The organism is Lactobacillus kalixensis DSM 16043, from assembly GCF_001434335.1.
GTDB classification, from domain to species: domain Bacteria; phylum Bacillota; class Bacilli; order Lactobacillales; family Lactobacillaceae; genus Lactobacillus; species Lactobacillus kalixensis.
In genome coordinates this window covers 1-24601 of the sequence record NZ_AZFM01000030.1, presented here as the reverse complement: position 1 = coordinate 24601, position 24601 = coordinate 1, and the positions used below count along the sequence as shown (strand labels likewise).

The window sequence follows — 24601 nt, the reverse complement described above, 5'->3', positions numbered from 1 at the left end:
GGTAGAGCGCTTGACTGTTAATCAAGATGTCGTCAGTTCGAGTCTGACAGCCGGAGCGAAATGAAGGAAGACAATGTTATTTGTCTTCCTTTTTTTGTGTGTATTTTTTCACTAATTAATGAGTTTAAGTTACACAAAAGTATTAAGATTCCCTATTTAACGTGAAGATTTTATTTGTGACTTAATTCATTAATTTTGGGTAAAAAGCTATCTTTCAAATCCAATATCTGCTAAAATGAAAGCAGATTCATTTTTTTGATCTAGAGGAGGAAATATACATGGTAGGAATTGTTTTAGCCAGCCATGGTGGTTTTGCTGATGGTATTGCACAATCAGCACAAATGCTTTTTGGTGAACAAACCAATTTTGCCCATGTTATCTTGAAGCCTGAAGAAGGCCCAGATGATATCCGTGGCAAAATGGAAGAAGCAATTGCTTCATTTGACAGTCAAGATGAAGTACTTTTCATCGTTGACCTTTGGGGTGGTACACCATTCAATCAAGCAAATACTTTGGTTGAAAAACACTCTGATAAATGGGCAATTGTTAGTGGTATGAACTTACCAATGGTAGTTGAAGCATTAACTCAAAGAATGGTTAATGATAAGGCTACTGCTCACGAAATTGCAACTGCCGTTATTAAGCCTGGTAAAGATGGTATTAAGACTAAACCAGAAAACTTGATGCCTGAAGATGAAGCTCCTGTTAAGGCAGCTCAAGATGGTTCAGCTCCTAAAAAGAGTATTCCAGAAGGAACTGTCATCGGTGATGGTCACATTAAATACGTTTTGGCCAGACTTGATTCACGTTTGCTTCACGGTCAAGTTGCAACTGGTTGGATCCCTGCAATGAAGCCTGATCGTGTTATTGTAGTTTCAGACAGTGTAGCTAAGGATCAATTACGTAAGAACATGATTCGCGATGCTGCTCCAGCTGGTGTTAAGGCACATACTGTTCCATTGAAGAAGATGGAAGAAATTGCTAAAGATCCACGATTTGGTAACACTCATGCACTTCTTTTGTTTGAAAATGTAGAAGACGTTTTAAGAGCTGTTGATGCAGGTATTGATATTAAGACCTTAAATGTTGGTTCTATGTCATACAAGGAAGGCGATGTTAACGCCAACAATGTATTGTCAATGAACCAACAAGATGTAGATACTTTCCGTGAACTCGAAAAGAAGGGTATAAAGTTTGATGTACGTAAGGTTCCTTCAGACAACCCAGGTAACATGGATGCTATCTTAAACAAGGCTCAAACATTACTTGACGAACAAAAGAAATAAAAAATAGGAGAAATTAAATGAACGCTATTCAAATGATTTTGGTAGTGGTAGTTGCTTTTCTTGCAGGTACGGAAGGTATCTTGGATGAATGGCAATTCCACCAACCATTAGTTGCATGTACTTTAATCGGTTTAGTAACTGGTAACTTAGAATTAGGTGTTATGTTAGGTGGTCAATTACAAATGATCGCCTTAGGTTGGGCTAACATCGGTGCCGCAGTTGCACCTGATGCAGCTTTGGCATCTGTAGCTTCAGCAATTATCTTGGTTCAAGGTGGCCAAGGCACTAAGGGTATTGGTACTGCTTTAGGTATCGCTATTCCTTTGGCAGTTGCTGGTTTGTTCTTAACTATGATTGTACGTACTATTTCTACTGGTATTGTTCACATCATGGACGCAGAAGCTAAGAAGGGTAGCTGGCGTAAGATTAACTTATGGCAATGGATTGCAGTTTGCTTACAAGGTTTAAGAATTGCTATCCCATCTGCACTTTTACTTGCTATTCCAGCTTCAACTGTTAGAGCTTGGCTTGCAATGATGCCACAATGGTTGTCAGACGGTATGACCATCGGTGGTGGTATGGTTGTTGCTGTAGGTTACGCAATGGTTATTAACATGATGGCTTCTAAGGAAGTATGGCCATTCTTCGCAATTGGTTTTGCTTTAGCAGCAATCCAAGACTTAACTTTGATTGCTTTGGGTGCTATCGGTCTTTCAATGGCTTTGATGTACTTAGCTCTTGAAGAAAAAGGTGGTAAAGGCGGTTCTAACTCCGGCGATGCTGGTACCGGCGATCCACTCGGCGATATCATTGATGACTATTAAAATGAACTCGTAGAGGAGGATTTATATAATGGCTGATAAGAAAATTAAATTAACCAAGCGTGATCGTTTTAGCGTTATGTGGCACTCACAATTCCTTCAAGGTTCATGGAACTATGAAAGAATGCAGAACGGTGGTTACGCATACTCAATGATTCCTGCATTGAGAAAGTTATACCCAGAAAAGAAAGATTTATCTGCTGCTTTACAAAGACACTTAGTATTCTTTAACACTCACCCATACTTAGCTTCACCTGTTCTTGGTGTTACTTTAGCTTTGGAAGAAGATAAGGCTAACGGTGCTGATGTTGAAGATGAAGCAATTCAAGGTGTTAAGGTTGGTATGATGGGACCTTTGGCTGGTGTTGGTGACCCAGTCTTCTGGTACACTGTTCGTCCAATCGTTGGTGCCTTAGGTGCTTCAATGGCTATTTCAGGTAACATTATGGGACCTATCTTGTTCTTTGTTATCTGGAACTTAATCAGACTTGCTTTCTTGTGGTACTCACAAGAATTTGGTTACAAGGCTGGTTCAGCAATCACTAACGACATGTCAGGTGGTTTGCTTCAAAAGGTTACCCGTGGTGCTTCAATGATGGGTATGTTCGTATTGGGTGCCTTGATTGAACGTTGGGTAAACATTACCTTCACTCCTGTTGTTTCTCGTACACCTATCCAAAAGGGTGGTTACATCGAATGGGATAAGCTTTCATCAGGTGCCAAGGGTATCCAAGAAGCTCTTATTCAATGGAACATGGGTAAAGGTAAGTCTCTGACTTCTACTAAAGTTACTACTTTACAAGACAACTTGAACTCATTGATCCCAGGTTTGGCTGGACTTCTTTTAACTTTCTTCTGCATGTGGTTGTTGAAGAAGAAGGTTTCACCAATCTGGATTATCATCGGTATCTTTGTTGTTGGTATTCTTTTCCACGTATGGGGAATTCTTTAATCAAAAATGGTTAAATCAATTAACACAAAAGTCGATCTAACTCAAGATGCTACCTGGTTTAGGGGTATGCCGTCTTACGGAAAAATTATGATCGGTGATAAAGCTTTTGAATTTTACAATGAACGCAATGTTGGTGACTTCGTACAAATTCCTTGGGATGAAGTGACTTATGTAGTTGCTGATGTCCACTTCGGTGGTAAATATATTCCGAGATTTGAAATTCGTACTAAGAGAAATGGTAGTTTCATCTTTGCAACTAAGGATCCTAAAAAGGCCTTGAGAGTAATTAGAAACTACATTCCTGCTAGTCATATGCGCAAGGCTTTGTCAGTATGGCAAAACTTGAAGCGACGGTTCACTCGTAAAAAATAAAGTATAAAAAATCGCAAGTTACAAAAAATGTAGCTTGCGATTTTTTTATTCAACTTGAATTGAAGCTGATAAGCGATCTAAAAACAATTGAGCAACCGGTGACAGAGTTGTTTCTTTTTTCCAGATTACATTAATTGGAGAGGTAATGGTGGATTTAATTGGAACAAACTTCAAACCAGATTCCTTTGAAGTATTAGCGAGGTTATCTAGTGTTAACATAATAGCTGCACGATTCTTAACCATCAAAATTCCGTTAAAGTTCAAGTTGAAAGTACCGATAATATTAATTTGGTCTTTATAATTACCAAACCAGTTGTCGAATAGGTTCCGTTCAATTACTTGTTGGGATACGATAAGAGGACGGTTAATTACGTCCTTAGCCTCAATATATTTCTTGGAAGCTAAGGGATCGTCAGATCTAACTAAAAAGCCCCAGCGATCTGTTTCGGGCAATTTCAGAGAATAATAATTATTCAGTGGTAAACTTCCAATGATCACAGCAAAATCTACTGTTCCAGTATTTAACCGCTTTTCAGCGAAGGTATAATCACCACTTAAAATGTGAATCTTAACCATTGGATAGTCTTGAATAATATCACTGATAATATTGATTACTCGTTGCATGCCAATACTTTCGCCAGCTGCAATCGTTAAATCACCACTAATAACTGTCGTGGATTGCAAATTTCGTTTTGTTTTTTCACTTAAGGTCAAAATTTCTTTAGCCTGTTCTTGTAAATATCGACCTTCAGGAGTGAGGATTAATTGCCGCGGTTTGCGGATAAAAAGTTTAACGCCTAATTCATCTTCTAGATCCGCAATTTGCCTAGAAAGCGCTGGTTGAGACACGAGAAGCTTTTCAGCTGCCTTAGTCATATTCAATTCTTGTGCAGTTGCTAAAAAATAATTTAATACTCTTAATTCCATTTTTTACCATAAATTTCTGTTATTACAAACGATAATGAATCAGTTTTTTACATCGATTAATTTCTATTCTAAACTAATATCAATCAAGAATGAAGCAGGTAACAAAATGATTATTGATGATGTGAATACGAGAGATGAAATAATTAAGCAGAATCAACGTTTAGTTCAAAATTTAAACACTCAGCGCCACACAGTTAGTGGAATTAGACAATTAATTAGTGAAATTACTGGACAGAAAATTGATGAATCGATCAGGATTGCGCTGCCTTTTTATACTGATTATGGACGTAACATCAAATTAGGAAAGAGAGTTAACATTAGCTGCTTTGTCACGATGCGAGATTTGGGTGGAATAATCATTTTAGATGATGTTCAAATTGGACCGGGTGTGGTGTTAGATACAGTAACTTACCCAGAAAATCCCCAAAAAAGAGAACAGCCTCAAGGTAAAGGGATTAAAATTGAAAAAAATGCTTTAATTGAACCTAAAGCAGTTATTATGCCGGGGGTAATTATTGGCGAAAATTCAATTGTGAAAGCTGGGGCAATAGTAGAAGAAGACGTACCAGCTAATACAATTGCCGCTGGTAATCCTGCTAAAGTAATTAAAAAGCTAAAAAAATAAGAGTTGATCAAATTCGATCAACCCTTATTTTTATTCGACATTGTTTTCTTTATCCCAAATTTTAGTGATCAGATACAAGATTAAGAAAGTAATCATAGCTGCGATCATTGAGATACGATGGCTTGGCAAGACCAATAATAGAATAATCATCGAAATGAAGAAAAGTAGGATGAAATAGTCTAAAAATGGATATCCAGGCATCTTAAAATCATTAAGTTCACTTTCTGGAGTGCGGCGACGATAGGCAATGTGAGTTAGAACCATTAAGCACCATATGATCAGGAACATACTAGTTGAAGTTGCTGAAATGAAGGTGAAGGCTCTGTCACCAATAATTAAAGTAAGGATTGGCGATAATCCCATCAAGACAGCTGAAAGGATCAAAGCGTTTTGAGGTAATTGCCGTCTTGAAAGATGACCGAAGGTCTCGTTCCATTTTCCTTTCTCATTATAGGTAACTGAAAAAAGAAGTCGGCCAGCACTGTATAAAAAACTGTTAGTAGAAGAAATAGCTGCCGAAATAACAACGAAGTTAATAATCGAACTAGCATTTCGGATACCCGTTGCTCCTAAAGCTTGAACAAATGGACTAGAATCGGTTGCCACTTTTGACCATGGAATTACAAGTAAAATTGCTAAAATTGCTAAAACGTAAAACAAAATAATTCTAATTGGTAATTGATTTATCGCGTTTTTCAAAGTTACGCGAGGATTTTGCGCTTCAGCGGCAGTTAAACCAATCAATTCAACCCCGATAAAGCTGAAGATTACCATTTGAAAGCCTTGTAAGAATCCATGAGTACCGCGTGAGAAGAATCCTCCGTGGTCTTCTAAGTTTGCAAATGAAATTGGACCAAAGCTTGTTTTGCCACCTGTTAAGAGTAGGTAAGCAATTAAGACAACGAAAGCAATTATTGTCACAATTTTAATAATAGCAAAGCTAAATTCCAGGTTTCCAAAAACTCTTGCAGAAATCAGATTGATTAAAAGTAAGGCAACAATTGTGATTAAACCGGGTATCCAAGGTTTTAAACTAGGGAACCAATATTGAAAGTAAATTCCAAGTGCGGTTGTTTCTGCCATACCTAATGAGATCCAACTGATCCAGTATAGATAACCAGTAATAAAGCCAATATTTTTTCCTAAATATTTTTCAATGAAATCAATATAAGTATGCTTAGACAGGTCGGACATAATCAATTCACCTAAGGCCCGCATTAACAAGAATAAGAAGAGCCCAACGATGATATAGATTAGAATTACGCTTGGACCGGCTAAATGAATACTATCACCAACCCCAAGGAATAACCCTGTTCCGATCGTTCCACCTAGCGCAATTAATTGAATATGAGCGTTACTTAAGGTTCGCTTATATCCTGAGCTAGATTCGGTATTTTTTTCTTTTTTTGTCATTCTTCAATCACTCCATATTTTGAATGTAATAATCTTATTTTATCATCATGTTCTAAATAATTAAGAAATAATTGCGAATTTTAATAAATATTATTTTTTATTAACTTAGTAGATGTAAGTATACAATAAGTTTTTATAAAAGTTTGTTAATTCACAAACAATTATTTTGAAAAGCGTTTACATGGTATTCGGATTGCAAATATAAGGGAAGTGCTGTAGCTTGTGCATTGGCAACATTCGCATAAAAGCGGTTTACATTTTTGGGATAAGTGCTATAGTAAACATTGTAAATTAGTTCACAAGAATTAGTAGATCTTAGAGGTAATTGATATGGCTAAGGCACAACAAAAACAAACTCTCACTGAAGACGAGAAAAATAAGCAAATTTATGACATGGTTGATAATTTGGTAAAGAAATCACATGTCGCTTTAGACAAAATGGCCAACTTCTCACAGGAACAAGTTGACAAGATTTGTGAAGCTATTGCTACTGCTGGTGAACAAAATGCTTATCCTTTAGCAAAAATGGCTGTTGAAGAAACTGGTCGTGGTGTTCTTGAAGATAAAACCACCAAGAACATGTACGCTAGTGAAAATATTTGGAACAGCTTACGTCATGAAAAAACTGTTGGTGTGATTGATGAAGATAAAGAACAAGGATTAATTAAGATTGCAGAACCTAAAGGGGTTATTGCGGGTGTAACTCCAGTTACTAATCCAACTTCAACTGTAATATTTAAGACAATGCTTGCTTTGAAGACCAGAAATACAATTATCTTTGGTTTTCACCCACAAGCTCAAAAATGTTGTGTGGAAACTGGTAAAATTTTGCAAAAGGCTGCTGAAGCTGCCGGTGCTCCAAAAGATGCTATTCAATGGATTGAAGAACCAAGTATCCAGGCAACTAACGATCTTATGACTAACCCAGGTGTTCAAACTATTTTGGCCACAGGTGGTCCAGGCATGGTTAAGGCTGCTTACTCATCTGGTAAGCCTGCAATCGGTGTTGGTCCTGGTAACGGTCCTTCATATATTAATAAATCAGCTAATATCGATCGTGCTGTTTATGACATTGTATTATCAAAGACCTTCGATAACGGGATGGTTTGTGCTTCAGAAAATTCAGTTGTAGTTGATACTGAAATCTATGACCAAGTTAAAGAAGAATTTAAGAAGTGGAATTGTTACTTCTTGAATAAGGAAGAAATTAAGAAGTTTGAAGAACATTTCATCGATCCAAGAAGAGGTCCTGTTGCTGGTCCTGTTGCTGGTAAGTCAGCTTATGATATTGCTAAACTTTGCGGTGTTGATGTACCAAAAGATACTAAGGTAATCGTTGCAGAATACCAGGGTGTTGGTCGCGACTTCCCACTTTCAGCTGAAAAACTTTCACCAGTCTTTACTTTGTATCGTGCCAAAACTCAAGACGATGCCTTTAAGATTTGTAAAGACTTACTTGACTACGGTGGTCGCGGACATACTGCCGGCCTTCACGCAAGTGACAAGGAAGTTATTAGAAGATTTGCTTTGGAAATGGATGCTTGTCGAATTCTTGTGAACTCCCCAGCTGCTCTAGGTGGTATTGGTGATCTTTACAACAACATGTTGCCATCACTTACTTTAGGTACTGGTTCATATGGTGCCAACACCTTCTCACACAATATTGGTGCAATGGACCTTCTTAACATCAAAACTGTCGCAATGAGAAGAGACAACATGCAATGGGTTAAGGTACCTGCTAAGACTTACTTTGAACACAATGCTGCTAACTACTTACGCCATATGCCTAATGTTAACCGTTTCTTCATCGTTACTGATGAAAGGGTTGCTGACAAGGGCTTTGCTGATGAAATTACTGACATCATTTCAAAGCGTCGCGGCAGTAAAGAATATGAAGTATTCAAGGCTGTCACTTTGGATCCCAATAACGATGTTATTAAAGATGGTGTTCACAGAATGAACATCTTCAAACCTGACGTTGTCATCGCAATTGGTGGCGGTTCAGTAATGGACGCTGCTAAGGCAATGCGTTTGTTCTACGAAAACCCAGACATGACTTTTGAAGAAGCTTACCAAAAGTTTTTGGATATCAGAAAAAGAGTAGTGCGATTCCCAAAGATTAACGGCACTCAATTAGTATGTATCCCAACAACTTCAGGTACTGGTTCAGAAGTTTCACCAATTGCTATCATTAGTGATGCTAAGACAGGCATTAAGCACACTTTGTGTGACTATGCTTTGACTCCAGACGTTTCAATCGTTGATGATCAATTTGTTGAAACTTTACCAAAAAGATTGATCGCTTGGTCAGGCTTTGAAGCTTTAGGTCACGCTATTGAAAGTTATGTTTCAACAATGGCAACTGACTTTACTCGTGGTTGGTCACTTGAAGCTATTAAGACTATTTTTGAAAACTTGAAGGCATCCTACGATGGTAACTTAGACGCTAGAAAACGAATGCATGATGCTGCAACTATCGCAGGGATGGCTTACTCAAATGCCTTCTTAGGCCTAGAGCACTCAATTGCCCACACTGTTGGTTCAACCTTTAATATCCCATCAGGTGTTAGTGATGCCATTGTTTTACCACAAGTAATCAGATTCAACGCTAAGCGTCCTGAAAAACTTGCTATGTGGCCACACTACTCAGTATATCGTGCTGAAAGTGATTATGCTGCCATTGCTAGAGCATTTGGCTTGACTGGTTCAACTGATCAAGAATTGGTTGAAAAGCTTGTTCAGAAGATTATTGAATTAGCTCATTCAGTTGACATTAAGTTGGCCTTTAAAGACTACAAAGTCGATAAAAAAGAATTCAGCGACAAGGTTGAAGAATTAGCGGTTGAAGCTTATGGTGATCAAAATACGGTAACTAACCCAGTTTCACCAAGAATTGTTCAAATTGCTGAACTCATGCGTGATTGCTATGAAGGCAAAGATATCAAGTAATAACTGTTAAAATCCTATATTTCGAATTTAAGAAACCGACAAAGTGAAATTTTTGCTTTGTCGGTTTTATTTTTATAGTCATTTCTTTAGAAAATTGTGGTAATGATAAAATAGAATAAGTGATTAGATTTAGAGATTAAGACGGAAGAAAAGATGAAGAAAATTTCAATTGTAGTGCCTTGTTACAATGAAGAAGAAGCAATTCCTCTTTATTTTGTGGCCACAGAAAAAATAGTTAAAACAATAAATGCCCAAATAGAATATTGGTTTATCAATGATGGTTCAAATGATAATACATTAACTGAATTACGCAAATTGCATGATAAAGATCCTGAGCGGGTTCACTATATTTCATTTTCACGCAATTTTGGCAAAGAAGCTGCTATTTATGCAGGTTTGCAAGCTGTCACTGGTGATTATGTTGCTAACATGGATGTTGATTTGCAAGATCCACCCGAATTTTTACCCAAGATGTTTAAGTTGCTAGAAACTGGCGAGTGGGACTGCATTGGCACTAGAAGGGTAGATCGCACTGGCGAAGGGAAAATTAAGTCGCTACTTAGCGCGTCTTTTTATAGAATTATTAACCTGATCTCAAAAACATCGTTTGTTAGCGGAGTGCGTGATTATCGAATGATGACGCGGCAGATGGTGAATGCAGTTTTAGAATTGAAAGAATATAGTCGTTTTTCGAAAGGAATTTTCTCTTGGGTCGGTTTTAGAACAAAGTACCTTGAGTACCATAATGTAAAAAGAGCGGCGGGGAAGAGTGATTGGAATACCTGGCAATTATTTAAGTATGCTTTTAGTGGAATCGCCGACTTTTCACAAGCACCACTTAATATTGCAGTATTTACCGGCGGTTTTGCCTTTGTTGCTTCAATTATCGGCTTGATAGTAGTTTTAGTCCGCCACTTCATTAGTCCTAATTCTGCCGTCTTTGGATGGGCGTCTTTAGTATGTATTATTTTGCTGATAGGCGGCTTGCAGCTGTTGTGTATTGGCATCATTGGTCGCTATATTGGTAAGATCTTTATGCAGGTTAAGCATCGTCCAATCTATATTATTCAAGAGAAAAAGTAGTTGGCATAACAAAAACTTATGCAATTTGATCAAGCATAAGTATTTATCAAAGAGGGATGAATGGGTTTTAATATAAGTAAAGAAACAGGAGGATAACATATGTCGATTAAAGATAGTGCTCAAAATGCTCATAGAAATTTACTTAATGAAACAGATCCAGAATTAGCTGAAATCGTAAATAACTTTGCCTTCGATGAAGTTCAAGAAGATGTTGATTTACCATCTAGAACTAAAATGCTTTCAACTTTAGCATATTTACTTGGCTGCCAAGGCCTTGATGAATTCAAGCTTATGCTTCCCGTTGCCCTTGATAATGAGGTAACTCCAGTTGAAGCTAAGGAAGTTGTATATCAAGCAATTGATTACTTAGGATTAGGTCGAGTATTACCATTTATCAAAGCAACTAATGAAATTTTGCTCTCAAGAGGGGTTAAATTGCCACTTGAAGGTCAATCAACTACTAATCCTGACAATCGTCTTGCAAAAGGTGAAGAAACTCAAATCCGCTTGTTTGGCCCTCAAATGAAAGGCTTTGCGGACAAAGGTACCATTAACAAGTGGCTTGTCGACAACTGTTTCGGTGATTACTACACTAGAAACGGTTTAAATGACAATGACCGTGAAATGATTACTTTTTGCTATTTAGCTGCGCAAGGTGGAGTTGAACCACAGCTTTTAGCACATGCTAAGGCAAATATTGGTCTTGGTAATGACAAAGAATTCTTGACTAAGGTTGTCCTTCAAAATGAACCATTCATCGGGTACCCACGTAGCTTAAATGCAATAGGAATCGTTAATCAAGCAGATGCAGAATTGAATAAGTAAAAATAAATTTGTTATCTCAAAAAGCTGGTAAAAAATATCAGCTTTTTTTGCTTGCTTTTCACTCATAAATATTTAATAATATTTTTAATTAAAAAGGGAAAGGTGACAAACATGATGGAACACTCTGCCGGTGCGGTAATTTATCGCAAACATCCTGATGGACAACTAGAATATTTGATCGTTCAAAGTATAGTAAATCGTAATTGGGGCTTTCCTAAAGGGCATTTAGAGAATAATGAAACGCCGCAAAAAGCAGCCCAGCGTGAAGTATTAGAAGAAGTTGGTTTAAGACCAGAATTTGACTTTAATTTTTCTGCTGAAACTAGCTATTCTTTAACTAAAAATAAGTCCAAGCATGTAATATACTTTTTAGCAAAGTATGTTGATGGACAAGAAGTTGTCACTCAAGAAGAGGAGATCCTGGCTAATAAATGGGTTAACTTAGATGAAGCAGCTGCTTATTTGACTGAGCATGACAAGCTGAAGATTTTAACTGAAGCACAAAATTATATTGAAAAATAAAGCAAGAAAAATAGAGTTGCGAGCAACTCTATTTTTTGTGTCATTAAGAAATTTTATTTGTCATTGTCTACTATGAATTAGCTTAATTCTTTGATAATGCCTTCCAAAGTTTCTTTAGCTTCACTTTGGATAGGTGTCTTTGGATGTTCTTCATCATACTTGTTGAGCCAGTCCAAACGATCTTGCATTCTTCTAGCTAAAGTCTTTTGGTATTCTGGATCGTCAAGGTGAACTTCGTAACCATCAATTGGTAAGTAACTTACACCCTTGAAGTTACCGAATGGCTTGAAGTCAGCGTCAGTAATTGAACCGTTAGCCAAGTCTTCGATAATCTTCTTAGTAACTTCCTTTGGAATATCCTTACCCATGAATGCATCAGTATTCAAGATGTAGCAACTTGCCCCGCGCTTAGTAAACAATTCCTTGAAGTCACGGTAATCACCAGATACTGGGTAAGCACGGAATGGGTCTGCAAATGGTTCGATAACCAAGGTGTTCATGTCGAAACCTTCTGGTAAGCTTTCTGCAGAAGTTCTCTTAGTAGCTAAAGTACAACCCATGGTAGTTGCTAAGACTGGATCATCAATCTTAAGTAGTGGAGGTAATGAACCATCCTTCATAATCCAGAACAAAGCAGTAATTGGAGCCTTTTCGAAGTCTACACGGTGAGGACTAGTATAACGAGTCTTGATAACACGACCGTTGTTGTTACGAAGGTCCTCAGTTACAATGACTTTCTTGCCATTTTCATCCAAGGTCACATCACAGTTCATAATAGTAGTGTAATACTCAGTTTCGTGATGACCAGCTGGGTAGTCGTGGGTCTTATCAAAGTATGAAGGCTCTAAGGCTACTGATGAACCATCTTCACGAGAAATGATAAATGCGTCATCGTGAAGAACAGTAATGTCATATTTGCCATCGTACATTTCGTGAGTCAAAGTTGACTTACCTGAACCTGATAAGCCGTAGAATGCGAATACCTTATCGTCCTTATCAGTAAAGTGGAATGACTTTTCACCACCGTGGCAAGCAGTGTAATCGTGACGGTGAGCAATAGCCCAAGCCAAGGTTAACGTACCTTTCTTAAGTTCACCGAAGTAACGAAGACTGAAGACAGCTGCACAGTTATGTGGAGCGTCAAATACACCTAAGCCCTTTGGATAATCTGGATCAGTAACATTTGGATCGAAGTAGAAGTAAATGTCTGGTTCATTATAGAACTTGGACTTCTTATACATTTCTTCAGCTTCATCGTCAAAGAAGTGGAAGTTCAAGATGTATGAAAGTAAGTTGAAGGCTTGATCTTCTGGCATCATAACGTGTGCTTTAACCGTAAATGATGGGTCAAGTCCTACTAAAACAGTAGCCTTTAAATACTTTTGGTTGTGACCTGCGTAAATATCTTCACGTAAATTACCTGCCAATGCTTCTGCGTCTTCGTTTGGATCGTCAGTGAAGTGACGTGCACTAGCAGTTCTACCTAAAATTTTACCGTGGTTATATACAAGTTGAGTTGCGCCTTGAGGCAAGCCCAATTCCTTAGTATGCAAAATTGGCAAATCAGTAACGATAACACCTGATTGCTTCTTTGCTAAATTATATGCCTCGGCAACACTTGTTACTTCATGCACATTGTTACCATAAAAGGCACTTTCAATAGTCGCACGTACGCGACTGAACATTGGGTTTGCTTTTCTCAATTCATCTTGAGAATAACGTTCTTTAGTACTCATTAGCGAATTTTCCTCCTTCGAAACCAAGTAAGCGGTTTCACTTATTGACACGTTTATAATACCATAATAATTTGTGCATAACCACACAAATAACAAAAAAGAATGTTTTCTAGAAAATAACTGTATAGTTTATTTTTATAGAGAATAGGTAAAATGCTTTTAAATTAAGGGAAAACCTGATATAATTTGAACATATGTGCGAAAGGAGACTGGCGATGAATTCAAATGAATTAAACAAATTTGTTTTTCAAAAATATGGTTTGAAATTTAAGCCAGTTTTACCTGGATCAAAAGAATTGTATGTTTTGTCTTCTCCAATTGATCAATCTTATTGGGCGATGCTGTCTAGAATCAAGAGCGGCGAGCGGTATTTTGCAGCATTAGATTTGCGCTGTGGTGATTTTTCAGAAGTAATTCGCGATTTACCAGGTTTTTCGACGCCTTTTCGCTTAACTAGCGATGATTGGGTTGGCGTTTTGCTTGAAAAAGTAGACAAGCGTTCAATTGAAAACGCCTTCGACTATGCCTTCAAGCTGGCGATAAATGGCGGTGAAAAGGTTGTGGATAAGCAGCCGTTTTTGTATATTCCCGGCGAAGAAGTTGATTCAAAATATCAAGAGCAGGCGATTCCTAAGCGAAGGAAAATTGTTAAAAAAGAAATAGAGCTTCCAGAAGAACTTAGGAAGATGAAAAAGGCGTATGACTACAGTGTTCTGCCAGCTAAGGGTCGTAACAAGAATTTCTATCATCAAGGGATGGTGGTTCAAGATTTTCGTGATAATTTCACAAAAGTTGTCCCATTTCTGCGCTATTATCCAACTTACCATGATATGAGTGATGAGCAGCTCAGAACTTATTTCACTTGGCGTACTAAATTGCGCGATGGCAAGTATTCTAAAGTTGATACTTCATATGCCTTTGTTTACATCTATGAAGTGCTTAATAATATTGGCTGCAAAGATCCTGAAGACGGCTATGAGAAGTTGACCACTTTTTTAGAAAATTACGTAAAGAAGTTTGATCTTGAAATTGAAAAGTATCTAACAGTTTGGATCAAAGACTATGTGATTTTTTATCAATTAAGTTCAAAGCGGGATGCATTTCAGGAAGAATTAGATGCTGACTTAAGCTATCATATTTTGCTGAATCCAGAAGAGTATGATGACGAGAAGGTTTATGATGAACTGAAAAAGTTGTCGCCATATTTGGCTAAGTGCAAAACTGCCGAGAAGTTTCAAAAATTTCTACAAGTGATTGTGCAGATCTGGCAAAAACTAATTAATACTGAGACTTTTTTCAAAAAATATGTAGCTCAAAGAAGTACACAATATCACAATTTATTTGCTGGAGCAGTTTTTTATTATAAAAATAATCCAGCATTCGAATTCGGGGTAGATAGCGAGCGCACATATAAAGTAAAAAATGGTGTAGTCGAATACCAGATTATCTTTCCAATTAGTCGCCAGCAAACTGAACTTAATCTCGTTTTTCATGAGGCAGACCGCTTAATCAGACAATTTTTTAAACTCGGACGCCCAATTAAGCCGAAAAAGCTCGAAGGTAAATATCTGCAAGCAATCAAAGAAGGGATTGTGGCCTTTCAAAGAAAAGACGAGGAAGCAAAGCGTCCTAAGATCGAGATTAACTTTGCTAACTTGGGGCAAATCCGCTCCGATGCTTCAGTGACACGCGACAGTTTGCTGACCGAGGAAGAAAAGAAACTTGAACGAGATGAACTCGAACCCGCTTTTCCTGCTCCTGAAAAAGAAGATCCTGAAGAAATACCAGAAAATAATTATAGTTTAGATCAAGATGAGACATTCTTTTTATTGGCATTAATTAAAAAAGAGAATTGGCAGGATTACTTAAAAGAGCATCACTTGATGGCGTCGATTTTAGCTGACTCAATTAATGAAAAATTATTTGATGAAATTGGCGACAGCGTCATTGAATTTAATGAACAAGATCAACCTGAGATTGTGGAAGACTATCAAGAAGATTTAGATGAAATATTTTTGAAGAAGGATAGATGATGGTAGAAAAAAAGAGACGTGTTCCTAAAAGAATCGCGCAAACTGTGTTAAATTCCCTCAAAGGTGGGGTAGTACCGCGAATTGGATTGCCTTATGTAACTGTTGGACGCAAGACTGAAATTGAAGCACTACTTCACGATGTGGATATTATTTCTGAAGGTGGGGCATCTTTTCGCTTTATTGTAGGACGCTACGGTTCAGGGAAGAGCTTTTTACTGCAAACGATCAGAAATTATGTGATGGATAAGAACTTCGTAGTTGTTGACGGTGACTTATCCCCAGAACGCCGACTCCAAGGGACGAAAGGGCAAGGCCTTGCAACATATCGAGAATTAATCCAAAACTTATCCACCAAAACTCGTCCAGAAGGTGGAGCATTAACCCTGATTTTGGACCGGTGGATAAACTCTGTGCAAACCTCTGTGGTGCAAGACACAGGTTTGAATGATTCCGATCCGAAATTTGCGCAAGAAGTGGATAAAAAGATTTATGCGGTAATTTCTAATTTGAATGAATTAGTTCACGGTTTTGATTTTGCTAAAATTTTGGAAATGTACTATCACGCTTATCTTGATGGCGATGATGAAACCAAGGCTAAAGTCATCAAGTGGTTCAGAGGCGAGTATACCCATAAAACTGAAGCTAAGAAAGAGTTAGGAGTTAGCGTTATTATTTCCGATGACGACTGGTATGAATACTTGAAGTTATTTGCTAGTTTCTTCAGACAAGCTGGCTATGCCGGACTCATGATCATGATTGACGAGTTAGTTAATATTTACAAGATTCCTAACAGCATCAGCCGTCAATATAACTATGAGAAGATCTTGACGATGTACCATGATACTTTGCAAGGTAAGTCAAAATACTTGGGTATCATCATGTGCGGGACACCGCAGGCAGTTGAAGATCGTCGCCGCGGCGTTTATAGCTATGAAGCTTTGCGCAGCCGGTTATCTGAAGGAAAGTTTGCGCAAGCTGGAGCTCGCGATATGTATGCTCCAGTAATTAAGCTTGAACCGTTAACTGCTGAAGAGATGCTAGTTTTAACCGAAAAATTGGCCGCAATGCATGCTAGCTTATATGGCTATGAACAAAAAATTACGGATGAAGATTTAGCGAAATTTATCAAGATTGAGTATGCGCGAATTGGTGCGGATACGAACATCACTCCGCGTGAAGTGATTCGTGATTTTATCGAATTGCTAGATATTTTGTGGCAGAATCCTGATAAAAAGATTGAAGACTTGCTTAATTCGGATCAATTCTCTTACACCAAGAGTGAAGCGGTCTCAGATAATAAAGATGATGATTTTACCGAATTTGAAATCTAGATAGGACAGAAAAATGGACGTTTTTGACCAATATGCACCATTTATTCAAGATTATATATATGAACATAGCTGGCAAACTCTGCGTCCAATTCAGGTAGCGGCAGCTGAAGAAATCTTTGGGACTAACCACAATATTTTATTGTCAGCTTCAACGGCATCAGGTAAAACGGAAGCGGCCTTTTTTCCTATTTTGTCAGAAATTAGCCAGGAAAAAAGTGATTCGATTCAAGTTCTCTACATCGCACCGCTTAAGGCCTTGATCAATGATCAATATGATCGCTTAACGGATTTATGCGAAGATACGGATATCAAAGTTTGGCGCTGGCATGGGGATGTGGCTCAATCGCAGAAGCGAAAGATGCTTAAGAAGCCTTCTGGAATTTTACAAATTACGCCAGAATCCCTTGAAAGCTTTATGATCAACAAGCATATGGATATTCCACATCTTTTTCATGGTTTAAAATATGTGGTTATTGATGAACTTCACTCATTCTTACGCAGTGATCGAGGCGGGCAGACTTTTTGTCTAATTCAACGTTTGTCAAAGCTGGCAGGAGTTGAACCTAGAAGAATTGGTTTATCAGCTACAATTGGTAATTTGCAAGCAGCCAGTGAATTTTTAGGAGCTGGTAGTAAGTATGAAACTGTAGCTCCTCATGTGCAAAATCAAAAGCAGGTTTGGCGTCTTTCAATGGAGCACTTTTACCAGACTGATCCTCAAGCTAGTTCTAAGAACTTTGATCCAGCAATGATTGAACCAAAAACTGATAAAGCACCGGAATTAGCCGATCCCGGAATTGGCTATATTTTTGAACATACCCGCGGGAAAAAGTGCTTAGTTTTCACCAATAGCCGAGAAGAATGTGAAGCCGTGTGTCAGCAACTCAGAGAATATTGCCGCTACAATCATGAGCCAGATCGCTTTATGATTCACCACGGAAACTTGTCACCAGCGCTTAGGGAAACCGCTGAAGCTGCAATGAAAGATGAAGATTCTTACATGACGACGTGTGCAACTGCAACGCTGGAACTTGGGATTGATATCGGCCAACTTGAAGCCGCCTATCAAATTGATGCACCGTTTACCGTATCTGGATTTTTGCAGCGAATGGGGAGAACAGGTCGGCGTGGTAATCCGCCTGAGATGCATTTTGTCATGCGTGAAGAACATCCAGAAACACGGGCAATGCTGCCAGATTTAATCCCATGGTCGCTGCTTCAAGGAATTGCCTTAGTACAGCTTTATATTGAAGAAAAATGGGTGGAACCACCTCAGCCAAACCGTTTGCCATATAGCTTGCTTTACCACCAAACGATGAGTACGTTAGCTTCAAGTGGTGAAATGACGCCAGCTGAACTTGCTTCAAGAGTATTGACTCTGGCATATTTTAAAAACGTGAGTCAAGATGATTACAAGATTTTGCTTAGACACCTCATCAAGTCTGATCAGATTCAGCGTACCGAGAATGGTGGCTTGATTCTTGGACTAGCTGGTGAAAAAGTTGTGAATAACTTTAAGTTTTACGCAGTTTTCCAAGAAAATGAAGAGTTCAGTGTGCATGCAGGCAGTGAAGAATTGGGGACGATCGTTAAGCCACCTCCTGTTGGAGACAAGATTGCGATTGCTGGTCGCGTGTGGGTGGTTGAAGATATCGACCGCAAGCGTCACCAGGTATATTGTCATGGAGTCGATGGTAGAATTCCAGCGTACTTTGGGGATGTAGCTGGTGATATTCATCCACATATTTTGCACAGAATGAGAAAAGCTCTTGCAGAAAGTACAGTGTATCCATATTTGCTTAATAATGCTAAAGCAAGACTGACGCAAATGCGCGACACTTGCAATATTGCAGGGATACCTGATAAGCAATTGATTAATTTAGGTGGTAAAATGTGGGCACTGTTTCCTTGGACTGGATCCTATGCCTTTTTGGCCTTAGAGCGCTTAATTAGAATCAAGTGCGGCGACAAAATCAACTTGCGCGGATTTAATTCATCAAGACCGTACTTCATGGAATTTGCAATGGATGCAAGTGAAGAGGAATTTTTCAAGATTTTGCGTGAAGAAGCGGAGAAGGATTTTGATCCGATGGATTTGGTTTATCCAAAAGAAGTGCCAGTGTTTGATAAATATGACGAATATTTGCCGGATGAATTGATTAGGAAAGAATTTGCTCAGAGCGTGCTTGACGTGCAAGAGATGAAGAAGTGCGTGCGCGAGATGACAAAATAAAAATAGTTAAATAGCGAAAAAAGATGCATGGATAATAAATCACATGCATCTTTATTTTTTAGAAAATAATGACAAAATGAAAATTAAGTGTATAATGGTAAAAATAAACCAATACGTATAGTTTAACTAATTTTGCTTATATATAAGTATTTATTGAACTATACCAATTATAAAACTAAAGTTAGCATTTTAATTTTTGGAGGGATAATTATGATTAACCAGTCCAACACACTATTTGTCTTTATTTCCAGTGTTTTAGTTTTCTTTATGACTCCAGGACTTGCTTTTTTCTATGGGGGGATGGTTTCAAAGAAAAATGCAGTGAACACGATGATCTCAGTATTTATGATTACCGGACTAGCAATTGTCTTATTTATCGCTTTTGGCTATAACTTAGCTTTTGGAAAAGACGTTGGAGGAGTCTTTGGCTTAAGTAAGAGTTTCTTTCTAAATGGATTTGATTTGAAACGAATTTATTCTAAAGATACTGGTATTACACTTCTAACGTATTTAATGTTTCAAATGATGTTTTCGATCATTACTCCTGCCTTATTTGTTGGGGCAACTGTTGGCAGAATGAAGTTTAAATTTTTGTTAGTATTTGTAGTAATTTGGTCAATTCTAATTTATTATCCAATGGTGCATATGGTTTGGACGCCAAACGGAATCTTAGCTAAAACAGGGATGCTTGATTTTGCAGGTGGAACAGTTATTCATGTCAACGCAGGAATTACTGCATTGTTTTTATCAATTTTTGTTGGACCACGTATTGACTTTAATCCAGAAGATGAAGTTAAGCATTATAATTTGGCATGGGTGCTAATGGGTACCAGCATTCTATGGATTGGTTGGTATGGCTTTAATGTTGGTTCAGCTTTGACTGTTAGTGATATTGCTACGCAAGCATTTTTAACGACAACTGTTGCAACCGGCACTTCGTTTGTAGTTTGGATGTTCTTAGATATATTTATTCAAGAGAAGACTAATATGATTGGACTTTGTACAGGCGCCTTATGTGGATTAGTTGGCATTACGCCGGCTGCAGGATATGTTACGGTTGCAGGAGCATTTGCAATTGGATTTATTTGTACACTTGCTAGTTATATATTTATTCATGTTATTAAGCCAAAATTAAAATTAGACGATCCACTTGATGCATTTGGATGTCACGGCGTTTCAGGAATTATGGGGTCAGTTTTAACAGGTTTATTTGCAACTAAGATTGTTAACCCGCAAGTCGAAAATGGTTTATTTTATGGTGGCGGATCACATTTGCTAATTGTACAAGTTGGCGGTACTTTATTAACGATTATTTTTGTTGGAATTATGACAACGATAATCGTCTTATCACTACAAAAGGTGATCCCAATTAGAGTTTCAAAAGAAGAAGAGCTAATTGGATTAGATTTGGCTGAACATGGTGAGCAGGCAGATTACGGAATGGAATTCGAAAAGACTGAATTATGATGATTTGGTATAATATGTACTAATTAAAAATAAGGAGAAGCTATGATACATAATTCAACAATCGATGCGCAATTAAACCACCGTTCAATTAGAAAATTCAAAGATACAACCTTAAGTAAAGAACAACTCGAAACCTTATATGAAGTGTTCAGACAGACTTCAACCAGCATGTTTATGCAAAATGCTAGTTTGCTTCACATAACAGATGAAAAGAAAAAGAAGCAAATTAGAGAAGCTTGCAATCAAAAATATGTGGGCGCTGAAGGTGATTTGTTTATTTTTGTTGTTGATTTATACCGCAACCAGCAGATTAGAAAGCAATTGAATAAAGATGATGGCCGTGTTCATACTACTGATATCTTTTTCCAAGCGATGGAAGATACATTGCTTGCTTTTCAGAATGTAGCTAATGCTGTGGAAAGTATGGGACTAGGTTATGTGCCACTTGGAACCATTAATGATCATCCTAAGAAAATGCTCGAAATTTTGGATTTGCCTGAATTGACTTTTGCAGTACTAGGAATGCAAGTAGGTGTTCCAGATCAAAGCCCACAATTGAAGCCACGCTTACCATTGGAGTTTACTTGTTTTGAAAATGATTATAAAAAGAATATCGATGTGAAGGATTTGGCGGATTATGATCAAGTAGTAACGACTTATTATGATTTAAGGGATGCAAATCGCCGAATTGATTCATTTACTAAGCAAATTACTGGTGCTAAACTCGATAATCATGAAACTGATCGTGATGATCTGATTGAAGTTTTACATCATCAGAAGTTATGCATGGACTGGAAGTAAAATATAAAGCCAACTCTCACTAAAAGAGCTGGCTTTGTTTTTTACTATCGTATTTCTGTTATCCTTTCAAAGAAGAAATTGTTTGTCTTAGTTTCGTTAAAAAGTTTGACGTAATGATGAACAAGAAATATAAAACCTTTACTAGTATTTTTTTCCAAGCGTTTAATCATTGTCATTAGCAATCAACCTCTTTTCGTCATATACTTTGCACGATCATGATAACGCCATCGGCGATTAATGACTACTATATTTTAGCGATATCATACAGCTGGATAGTAACTATTATTAACAAAGCTATTTCAAGAATATTGAATTTAACTGACCCTTCTAGTATAATTGCTGTTACAGGCTGAATTAGCTCAGTTGGTAGAGCATCTCCCTCGTAAAGAGAAGGTCGCCAGTTCGACTCTGGCATTCAGCACAAGTGGGAAGCTACAAGATGGTTGAGAGACTGTTTTGTAGTTTTTTCTTTAGGTAAAATTTTTAGTAATCAAAAACAGTAAATATGCAATCATCATTAATTTATTCCTTACAAACGACCTTAATATTAATCATCATTCCTGCGGCAATGGTCCTATTAACTAAACGCCTCAGCCGGGTAGCAAATCAGCAGTTAGTAAATGCTTTAGGCTTTAATAGTCAAATCTACATCGGTGGGCTTGGAATCATTATTCATGAGCTCAGTCATTTGCTGCTAGCAATTATTTTTCGACACAAAATCGACGCTGTCTGTTTGATCCGCATTCCTAACAGAAACAATCCATCTGACACCTCTTTAGGATATGTTAAACACAGCTGGAATCCAAAATCATTTTATCAATCAATTGGTAATGTCTTTATCGGGGTAGCGCCAGTTTTTGGTAGTTTGTTCATTATTTTCTTAATCCTCAGTAAATTAGATGCACCGCTAGTTTCTGTCCATAATCAAATAGTGCAAGAATTATTTCAACATCAAAATACTTCCAATATCATTGTGGCTGCGCGGCTTATCCAACTATTGCTTTCAATTTTCCAACTGCAGTTAGATTCGTTACCCGTGACCATTTTGGAAATTTTACTGGTTGCTAGTGTTTGTTTTGGCGGCTTTGATCTTAGTCAAGCAGATCTATCAGCGGCAAAGTCTGCCTTTATCGCTTTATTACTACTGGTTTTAATCGGTAGTTTCTTAGCTTCTTTGGCAAGTTTCCATATCTTTTCATCGGCAATCTTAGTTAATTCTATTGTTTGGATTTATTTACTTTTTATAATTGCTATTATCATTTTATTGACTCTCAATATTATTATGTGGATTATTGGACGAATTTTCTAAATAAGGAAAAAAGACTTGAGCTGTAATGAACTCAAGTCTTTTTTCATGCTTATCGGACTAGTCTTCTTTCTTAGCTTCTTCAACAGCCTTCATAATTGAAGGGTTCTTTGAGTGGCAGTCCTTAATCATTTGTAAATCTTCTTCACTAAATTTAACAACGTACTTAGTCATCGAATATATACCTCACTTTTATTTTTTATTACTTCTATTATATTCTTTCTCGTTAAAGATAGACAAAATATTTTGCTAAGCTTTTCAGCTGTGTTTCTAATTGTTGCAAAATAAACGCTATTTGCTAGTACCAAACATATGAACTTTTATTATGCAAAACAAGCAACAAAGCCCGATAATATAATGAAAACGGCAAAGAATATTTATATACAAGTATATTACAAATATTACATAATTGTTATTTTGAGTAACTTTTTCTTAACCTGTGAGTGATCTTCCTGTTATGGTTCTGAAACTTAAAGGCTGTAGTATATATATCGTCAAGTAAAGACAGACGAAATGAAATGAGAATTCGTAAATAACTTATTACATTTAAGGAGAGAATTTTTTTGAATATTAAATCTATCTTAACTAAATCAGTTGCCGTTGCTGCACTTTCCGTTGCAGGTATTACCGCAGTAAACGCTACAAATAATCACGAAGCACAAGCTGCTGTCGTAGAAAACGATACTACAGTATATACTGTTCATCAATCAACAACTGTATACAACAATTACGAAAACGGTGTTGCTACCGGTCAAGTTTTAGCAGCTAATACTTCATGGAAAGTTATTAAGACTGCTTATGATGCACAAGGTAACAAGTGGTATGACTTGGGTAAGAACCAATGGGTAAAGGTACCTGCACAAACTACTCAAGGTTCACAAGCTGTTAGTCAAGCTCCAACTTCAAGTCAAAATACCACTTCATCAAATTACTCACAAAACAACAGCGCAAATACTACACAAACTAGTTACACTAACTACAGTTCAAACACTACTACAACAAGTAACGTTTCATATACTTCAAGTGCAACTGGTTCAGAAGCTAGCGCTAAGGCTTGGATTGCTGGTCGTGAATCTGGTGGTTCATACTCAGCAAGAAATGGTCAATATATTGGGAAATACCAACTTTCCGCAAGCTACTTAAATGGTGACTACTCAGCTGCTAACCAAGAAAAGGTTGCTGATAATTACGTTAAGAGCCGTTACGGTTCATGGACTGCTGCTAAGAGTTTCTGGCAAGCAAATGGTTGGTACTAAAATTTAGCAAATAATTTAAGCTTGATCTTAGCGGATCAAGCTTTTTTATCGCTAAAAATTAATATGTAGCGAATGAATTCATAATTATCTGAAGCATAACATGAGCTTTTTCAGAAGAATAATTGGTATAACCAAAATATGCACAAATTGAAAAGATAAAGGACAGATTATAATCGAGAATTTCGGCCTTAGGACGTTCAAGTAATGTGATTTTACAAATTTTTTCTAATTCTTGATTTAATTTTTGATAGAAATATCTATTTTCAAAAAATGAAAGTCCAATTCCTGGCTTGTCTTGAATAAATTCCATAAATTCAAAATTAAACTGTGCTATATTTTGAAATGACATATATTGAAAATGATCATTGATTTGCTCAAGTATTTTGTCAATAATCGCATCATGCAGTTCATTAATTGAGCTAAAATTATAATAAATTGGAAAAGTCGAAAATTTACCTATATTTGAAATTTTTCGTGCTGTTAAATAATCGATTCCTTTTTTGCAAAAGATATCATATGAAATATTAATAATTTGTTGTTTTGATATTGTTTTTCTCCGCATTAATTATCACCCAATCGATATGATAATAGAAAAATAATTAATAAATAACTGAAACTTGAAAGCTAAGATTCATGCTCTTTTCGCATGTTTCCTGGCTTTTT

At 37.2% G+C, this 24601-nt stretch carries 20 protein-coding genes and 1 tRNA gene; 17 read left to right on the top strand and 4 right to left on the bottom strand.

The window, feature by feature from the left end:
* Window positions 1-278 precede the first annotated feature (278 nt).
* From FC46_RS07940 to FC46_RS07925, 4 genes are read left to right on the top strand one after another with little or no spacing between them, the layout of a single operon-like run.
* Window positions 279-1286, top strand: coding sequence for a PTS sugar transporter subunit IIB (locus tag FC46_RS07940; RefSeq protein WP_057799546.1), 1008 nt, complete (start codon window positions 279-281; stop codon window positions 1284-1286).
* Between the two features lie 17 nt (window positions 1287-1303).
* Complete coding sequence (locus FC46_RS07935; protein ID WP_057799545.1) at window positions 1304-2110, top strand: PTS mannose/fructose/sorbose transporter subunit IIC; 807 nt, start codon at window positions 1304-1306, stop codon at window positions 2108-2110.
* Between the two features lie 28 nt (window positions 2111-2138).
* Window positions 2139-3059 (top strand): PTS system mannose/fructose/sorbose family transporter subunit IID, encoded by a 921-nt coding sequence (locus FC46_RS07930; RefSeq protein ID WP_057799542.1) that lies wholly within the window; start codon window positions 2139-2141, stop codon window positions 3057-3059.
* Between the two features lie 6 nt (window positions 3060-3065).
* The gene (locus tag FC46_RS07925) at window positions 3066-3431 is read left to right on the top strand and encodes a DUF956 family protein (protein WP_057799540.1); all 366 of its coding nucleotides are present in this window, start codon (window positions 3066-3068) and stop codon (window positions 3429-3431) included.
* Between the two features lie 45 nt (window positions 3432-3476).
* Here the strand turns inward: FC46_RS07925 and FC46_RS07920 are convergent, their stop codons facing one another.
* Window positions 3477-4358 carry a LysR family transcriptional regulator gene (locus FC46_RS07920; protein ID WP_083478040.1) on the bottom strand — a complete coding sequence of 294 codons (882 nt, stop codon included), beginning with the start codon at window positions 4356-4358 and terminating at the stop codon, window positions 3477-3479.
* Between the two features lie 106 nt (window positions 4359-4464).
* Here FC46_RS07920 and FC46_RS07915 point away from each other — a divergent pair, with 106 nt between their 5' ends.
* Entirely contained in the window at window positions 4465-4983 is a 519-nt protein-coding gene (locus FC46_RS07915; protein WP_057799538.1) for an LbetaH domain-containing protein, read from the top strand.
* 30 nt (window positions 4984-5013) lie between these two features.
* Here FC46_RS07915 and FC46_RS07910 read toward each other — a convergent pair whose 3' ends face one another.
* Window positions 5014-6396 carry an amino acid permease gene (locus tag FC46_RS07910; RefSeq protein ID WP_057799536.1) on the bottom strand — a complete coding sequence of 461 codons (1383 nt, stop codon included), beginning with the start codon at window positions 6394-6396 and terminating at the stop codon, window positions 5014-5016.
* A 330-nt stretch (window positions 6397-6726) separates the two neighbouring features.
* Here FC46_RS07910 and adhE point away from each other — a divergent pair, with 330 nt between their 5' ends.
* From adhE to FC46_RS07890, 4 genes are all read left to right on the top strand, one after another.
* Window positions 6727-9345: a bifunctional acetaldehyde-CoA/alcohol dehydrogenase gene (gene adhE / locus FC46_RS07905; protein ID WP_057799534.1), complete on the top strand. Its 2619-nt coding sequence runs from the start codon at window positions 6727-6729 to the stop codon at window positions 9343-9345.
* 153 nt (window positions 9346-9498) lie between these two features.
* On the top strand, window positions 9499-10428 hold the full coding sequence (locus FC46_RS07900; protein ID WP_057799532.1) for a glycosyltransferase family 2 protein: 930 nt from the start codon (window positions 9499-9501) through the stop codon (window positions 10426-10428).
* A gap of 99 nt (window positions 10429-10527) precedes the next feature.
* Window positions 10528-11253: a carboxymuconolactone decarboxylase family protein gene (locus FC46_RS07895; RefSeq protein ID WP_057799530.1), complete on the top strand. Its 726-nt coding sequence runs from the start codon at window positions 10528-10530 to the stop codon at window positions 11251-11253.
* Between the two features lie 114 nt (window positions 11254-11367).
* The gene (locus tag FC46_RS07890; protein ID WP_057799548.1) at window positions 11368-11775 is read left to right on the top strand and encodes a bis(5'-nucleosyl)-tetraphosphatase; all 408 of its coding nucleotides are present in this window, start codon (window positions 11368-11370) and stop codon (window positions 11773-11775) included.
* A gap of 77 nt (window positions 11776-11852) precedes the next feature.
* On the opposite strand, the gene FC46_RS07885 is transcribed toward FC46_RS07890, so the two are convergent.
* Window positions 11853-13511, bottom strand: coding sequence for a phosphoenolpyruvate carboxykinase (ATP) (locus FC46_RS07885; protein WP_057799528.1), 1659 nt, complete (start codon window positions 13509-13511; stop codon window positions 11853-11855).
* A gap of 215 nt (window positions 13512-13726) precedes the next feature.
* Here FC46_RS07885 and FC46_RS07880 point away from each other — a divergent pair, with 215 nt between their 5' ends.
* The 8 genes from FC46_RS07880 (at window position 13727) to apf (ending at window position 23938) form a co-directional block, all read left to right on the top strand.
* On the top strand, window positions 13727-15544 hold the full coding sequence (locus FC46_RS07880; RefSeq protein WP_057799526.1) for a TerB N-terminal domain-containing protein: 1818 nt from the start codon (window positions 13727-13729) through the stop codon (window positions 15542-15544).
* On the top strand, window positions 15544-16875 hold the full coding sequence (locus tag FC46_RS07875) for an ATP-binding protein (RefSeq protein ID WP_157046812.1): 1332 nt from the start codon (window positions 15544-15546) through the stop codon (window positions 16873-16875). Before FC46_RS07880 ends, FC46_RS07875 begins: the two co-directional genes overlap by 1 nt.
* Before the next feature lie 13 nt (window positions 16876-16888).
* On the top strand, window positions 16889-19108 hold the full coding sequence (locus FC46_RS07870) for a DEAD/DEAH box helicase (protein ID WP_057799522.1): 2220 nt from the start codon (window positions 16889-16891) through the stop codon (window positions 19106-19108).
* A gap of 210 nt (window positions 19109-19318) precedes the next feature.
* Window positions 19319-20575 carry an ammonium transporter gene (locus FC46_RS07865; protein ID WP_057799521.1) on the top strand — a complete coding sequence of 419 codons (1257 nt, stop codon included), beginning with the start codon at window positions 19319-19321 and terminating at the stop codon, window positions 20573-20575.
* 42 nt (window positions 20576-20617) lie between these two features.
* Entirely contained in the window at window positions 20618-21376 is a 759-nt protein-coding gene (locus tag FC46_RS07860; RefSeq protein ID WP_057799519.1) for an NADPH-dependent oxidoreductase, read from the top strand.
* Between the two features lie 348 nt (window positions 21377-21724).
* A tRNA-Thr gene (locus tag FC46_RS07855) sits at window positions 21725-21797 on the top strand.
* Between the two features lie 84 nt (window positions 21798-21881).
* On the top strand, window positions 21882-22685 hold the full coding sequence (locus FC46_RS07850) for a hypothetical protein (RefSeq protein WP_057799517.1): 804 nt from the start codon (window positions 21882-21884) through the stop codon (window positions 22683-22685).
* Between the two features lie 560 nt (window positions 22686-23245).
* Window positions 23246-23938, top strand: coding sequence for an aggregation-promoting factor (apf, locus tag FC46_RS07845; protein ID WP_057799514.1), 693 nt, complete (start codon window positions 23246-23248; stop codon window positions 23936-23938).
* 58 nt (window positions 23939-23996) lie between these two features.
* On the opposite strand, the gene FC46_RS07840 is transcribed toward apf, so the two are convergent.
* Window positions 23997-24500, bottom strand: coding sequence for a TetR/AcrR family transcriptional regulator (locus FC46_RS07840; protein WP_057799512.1), 504 nt, complete (start codon window positions 24498-24500; stop codon window positions 23997-23999).
* Window positions 24501-24601: the final 101 nt, after the last annotated feature.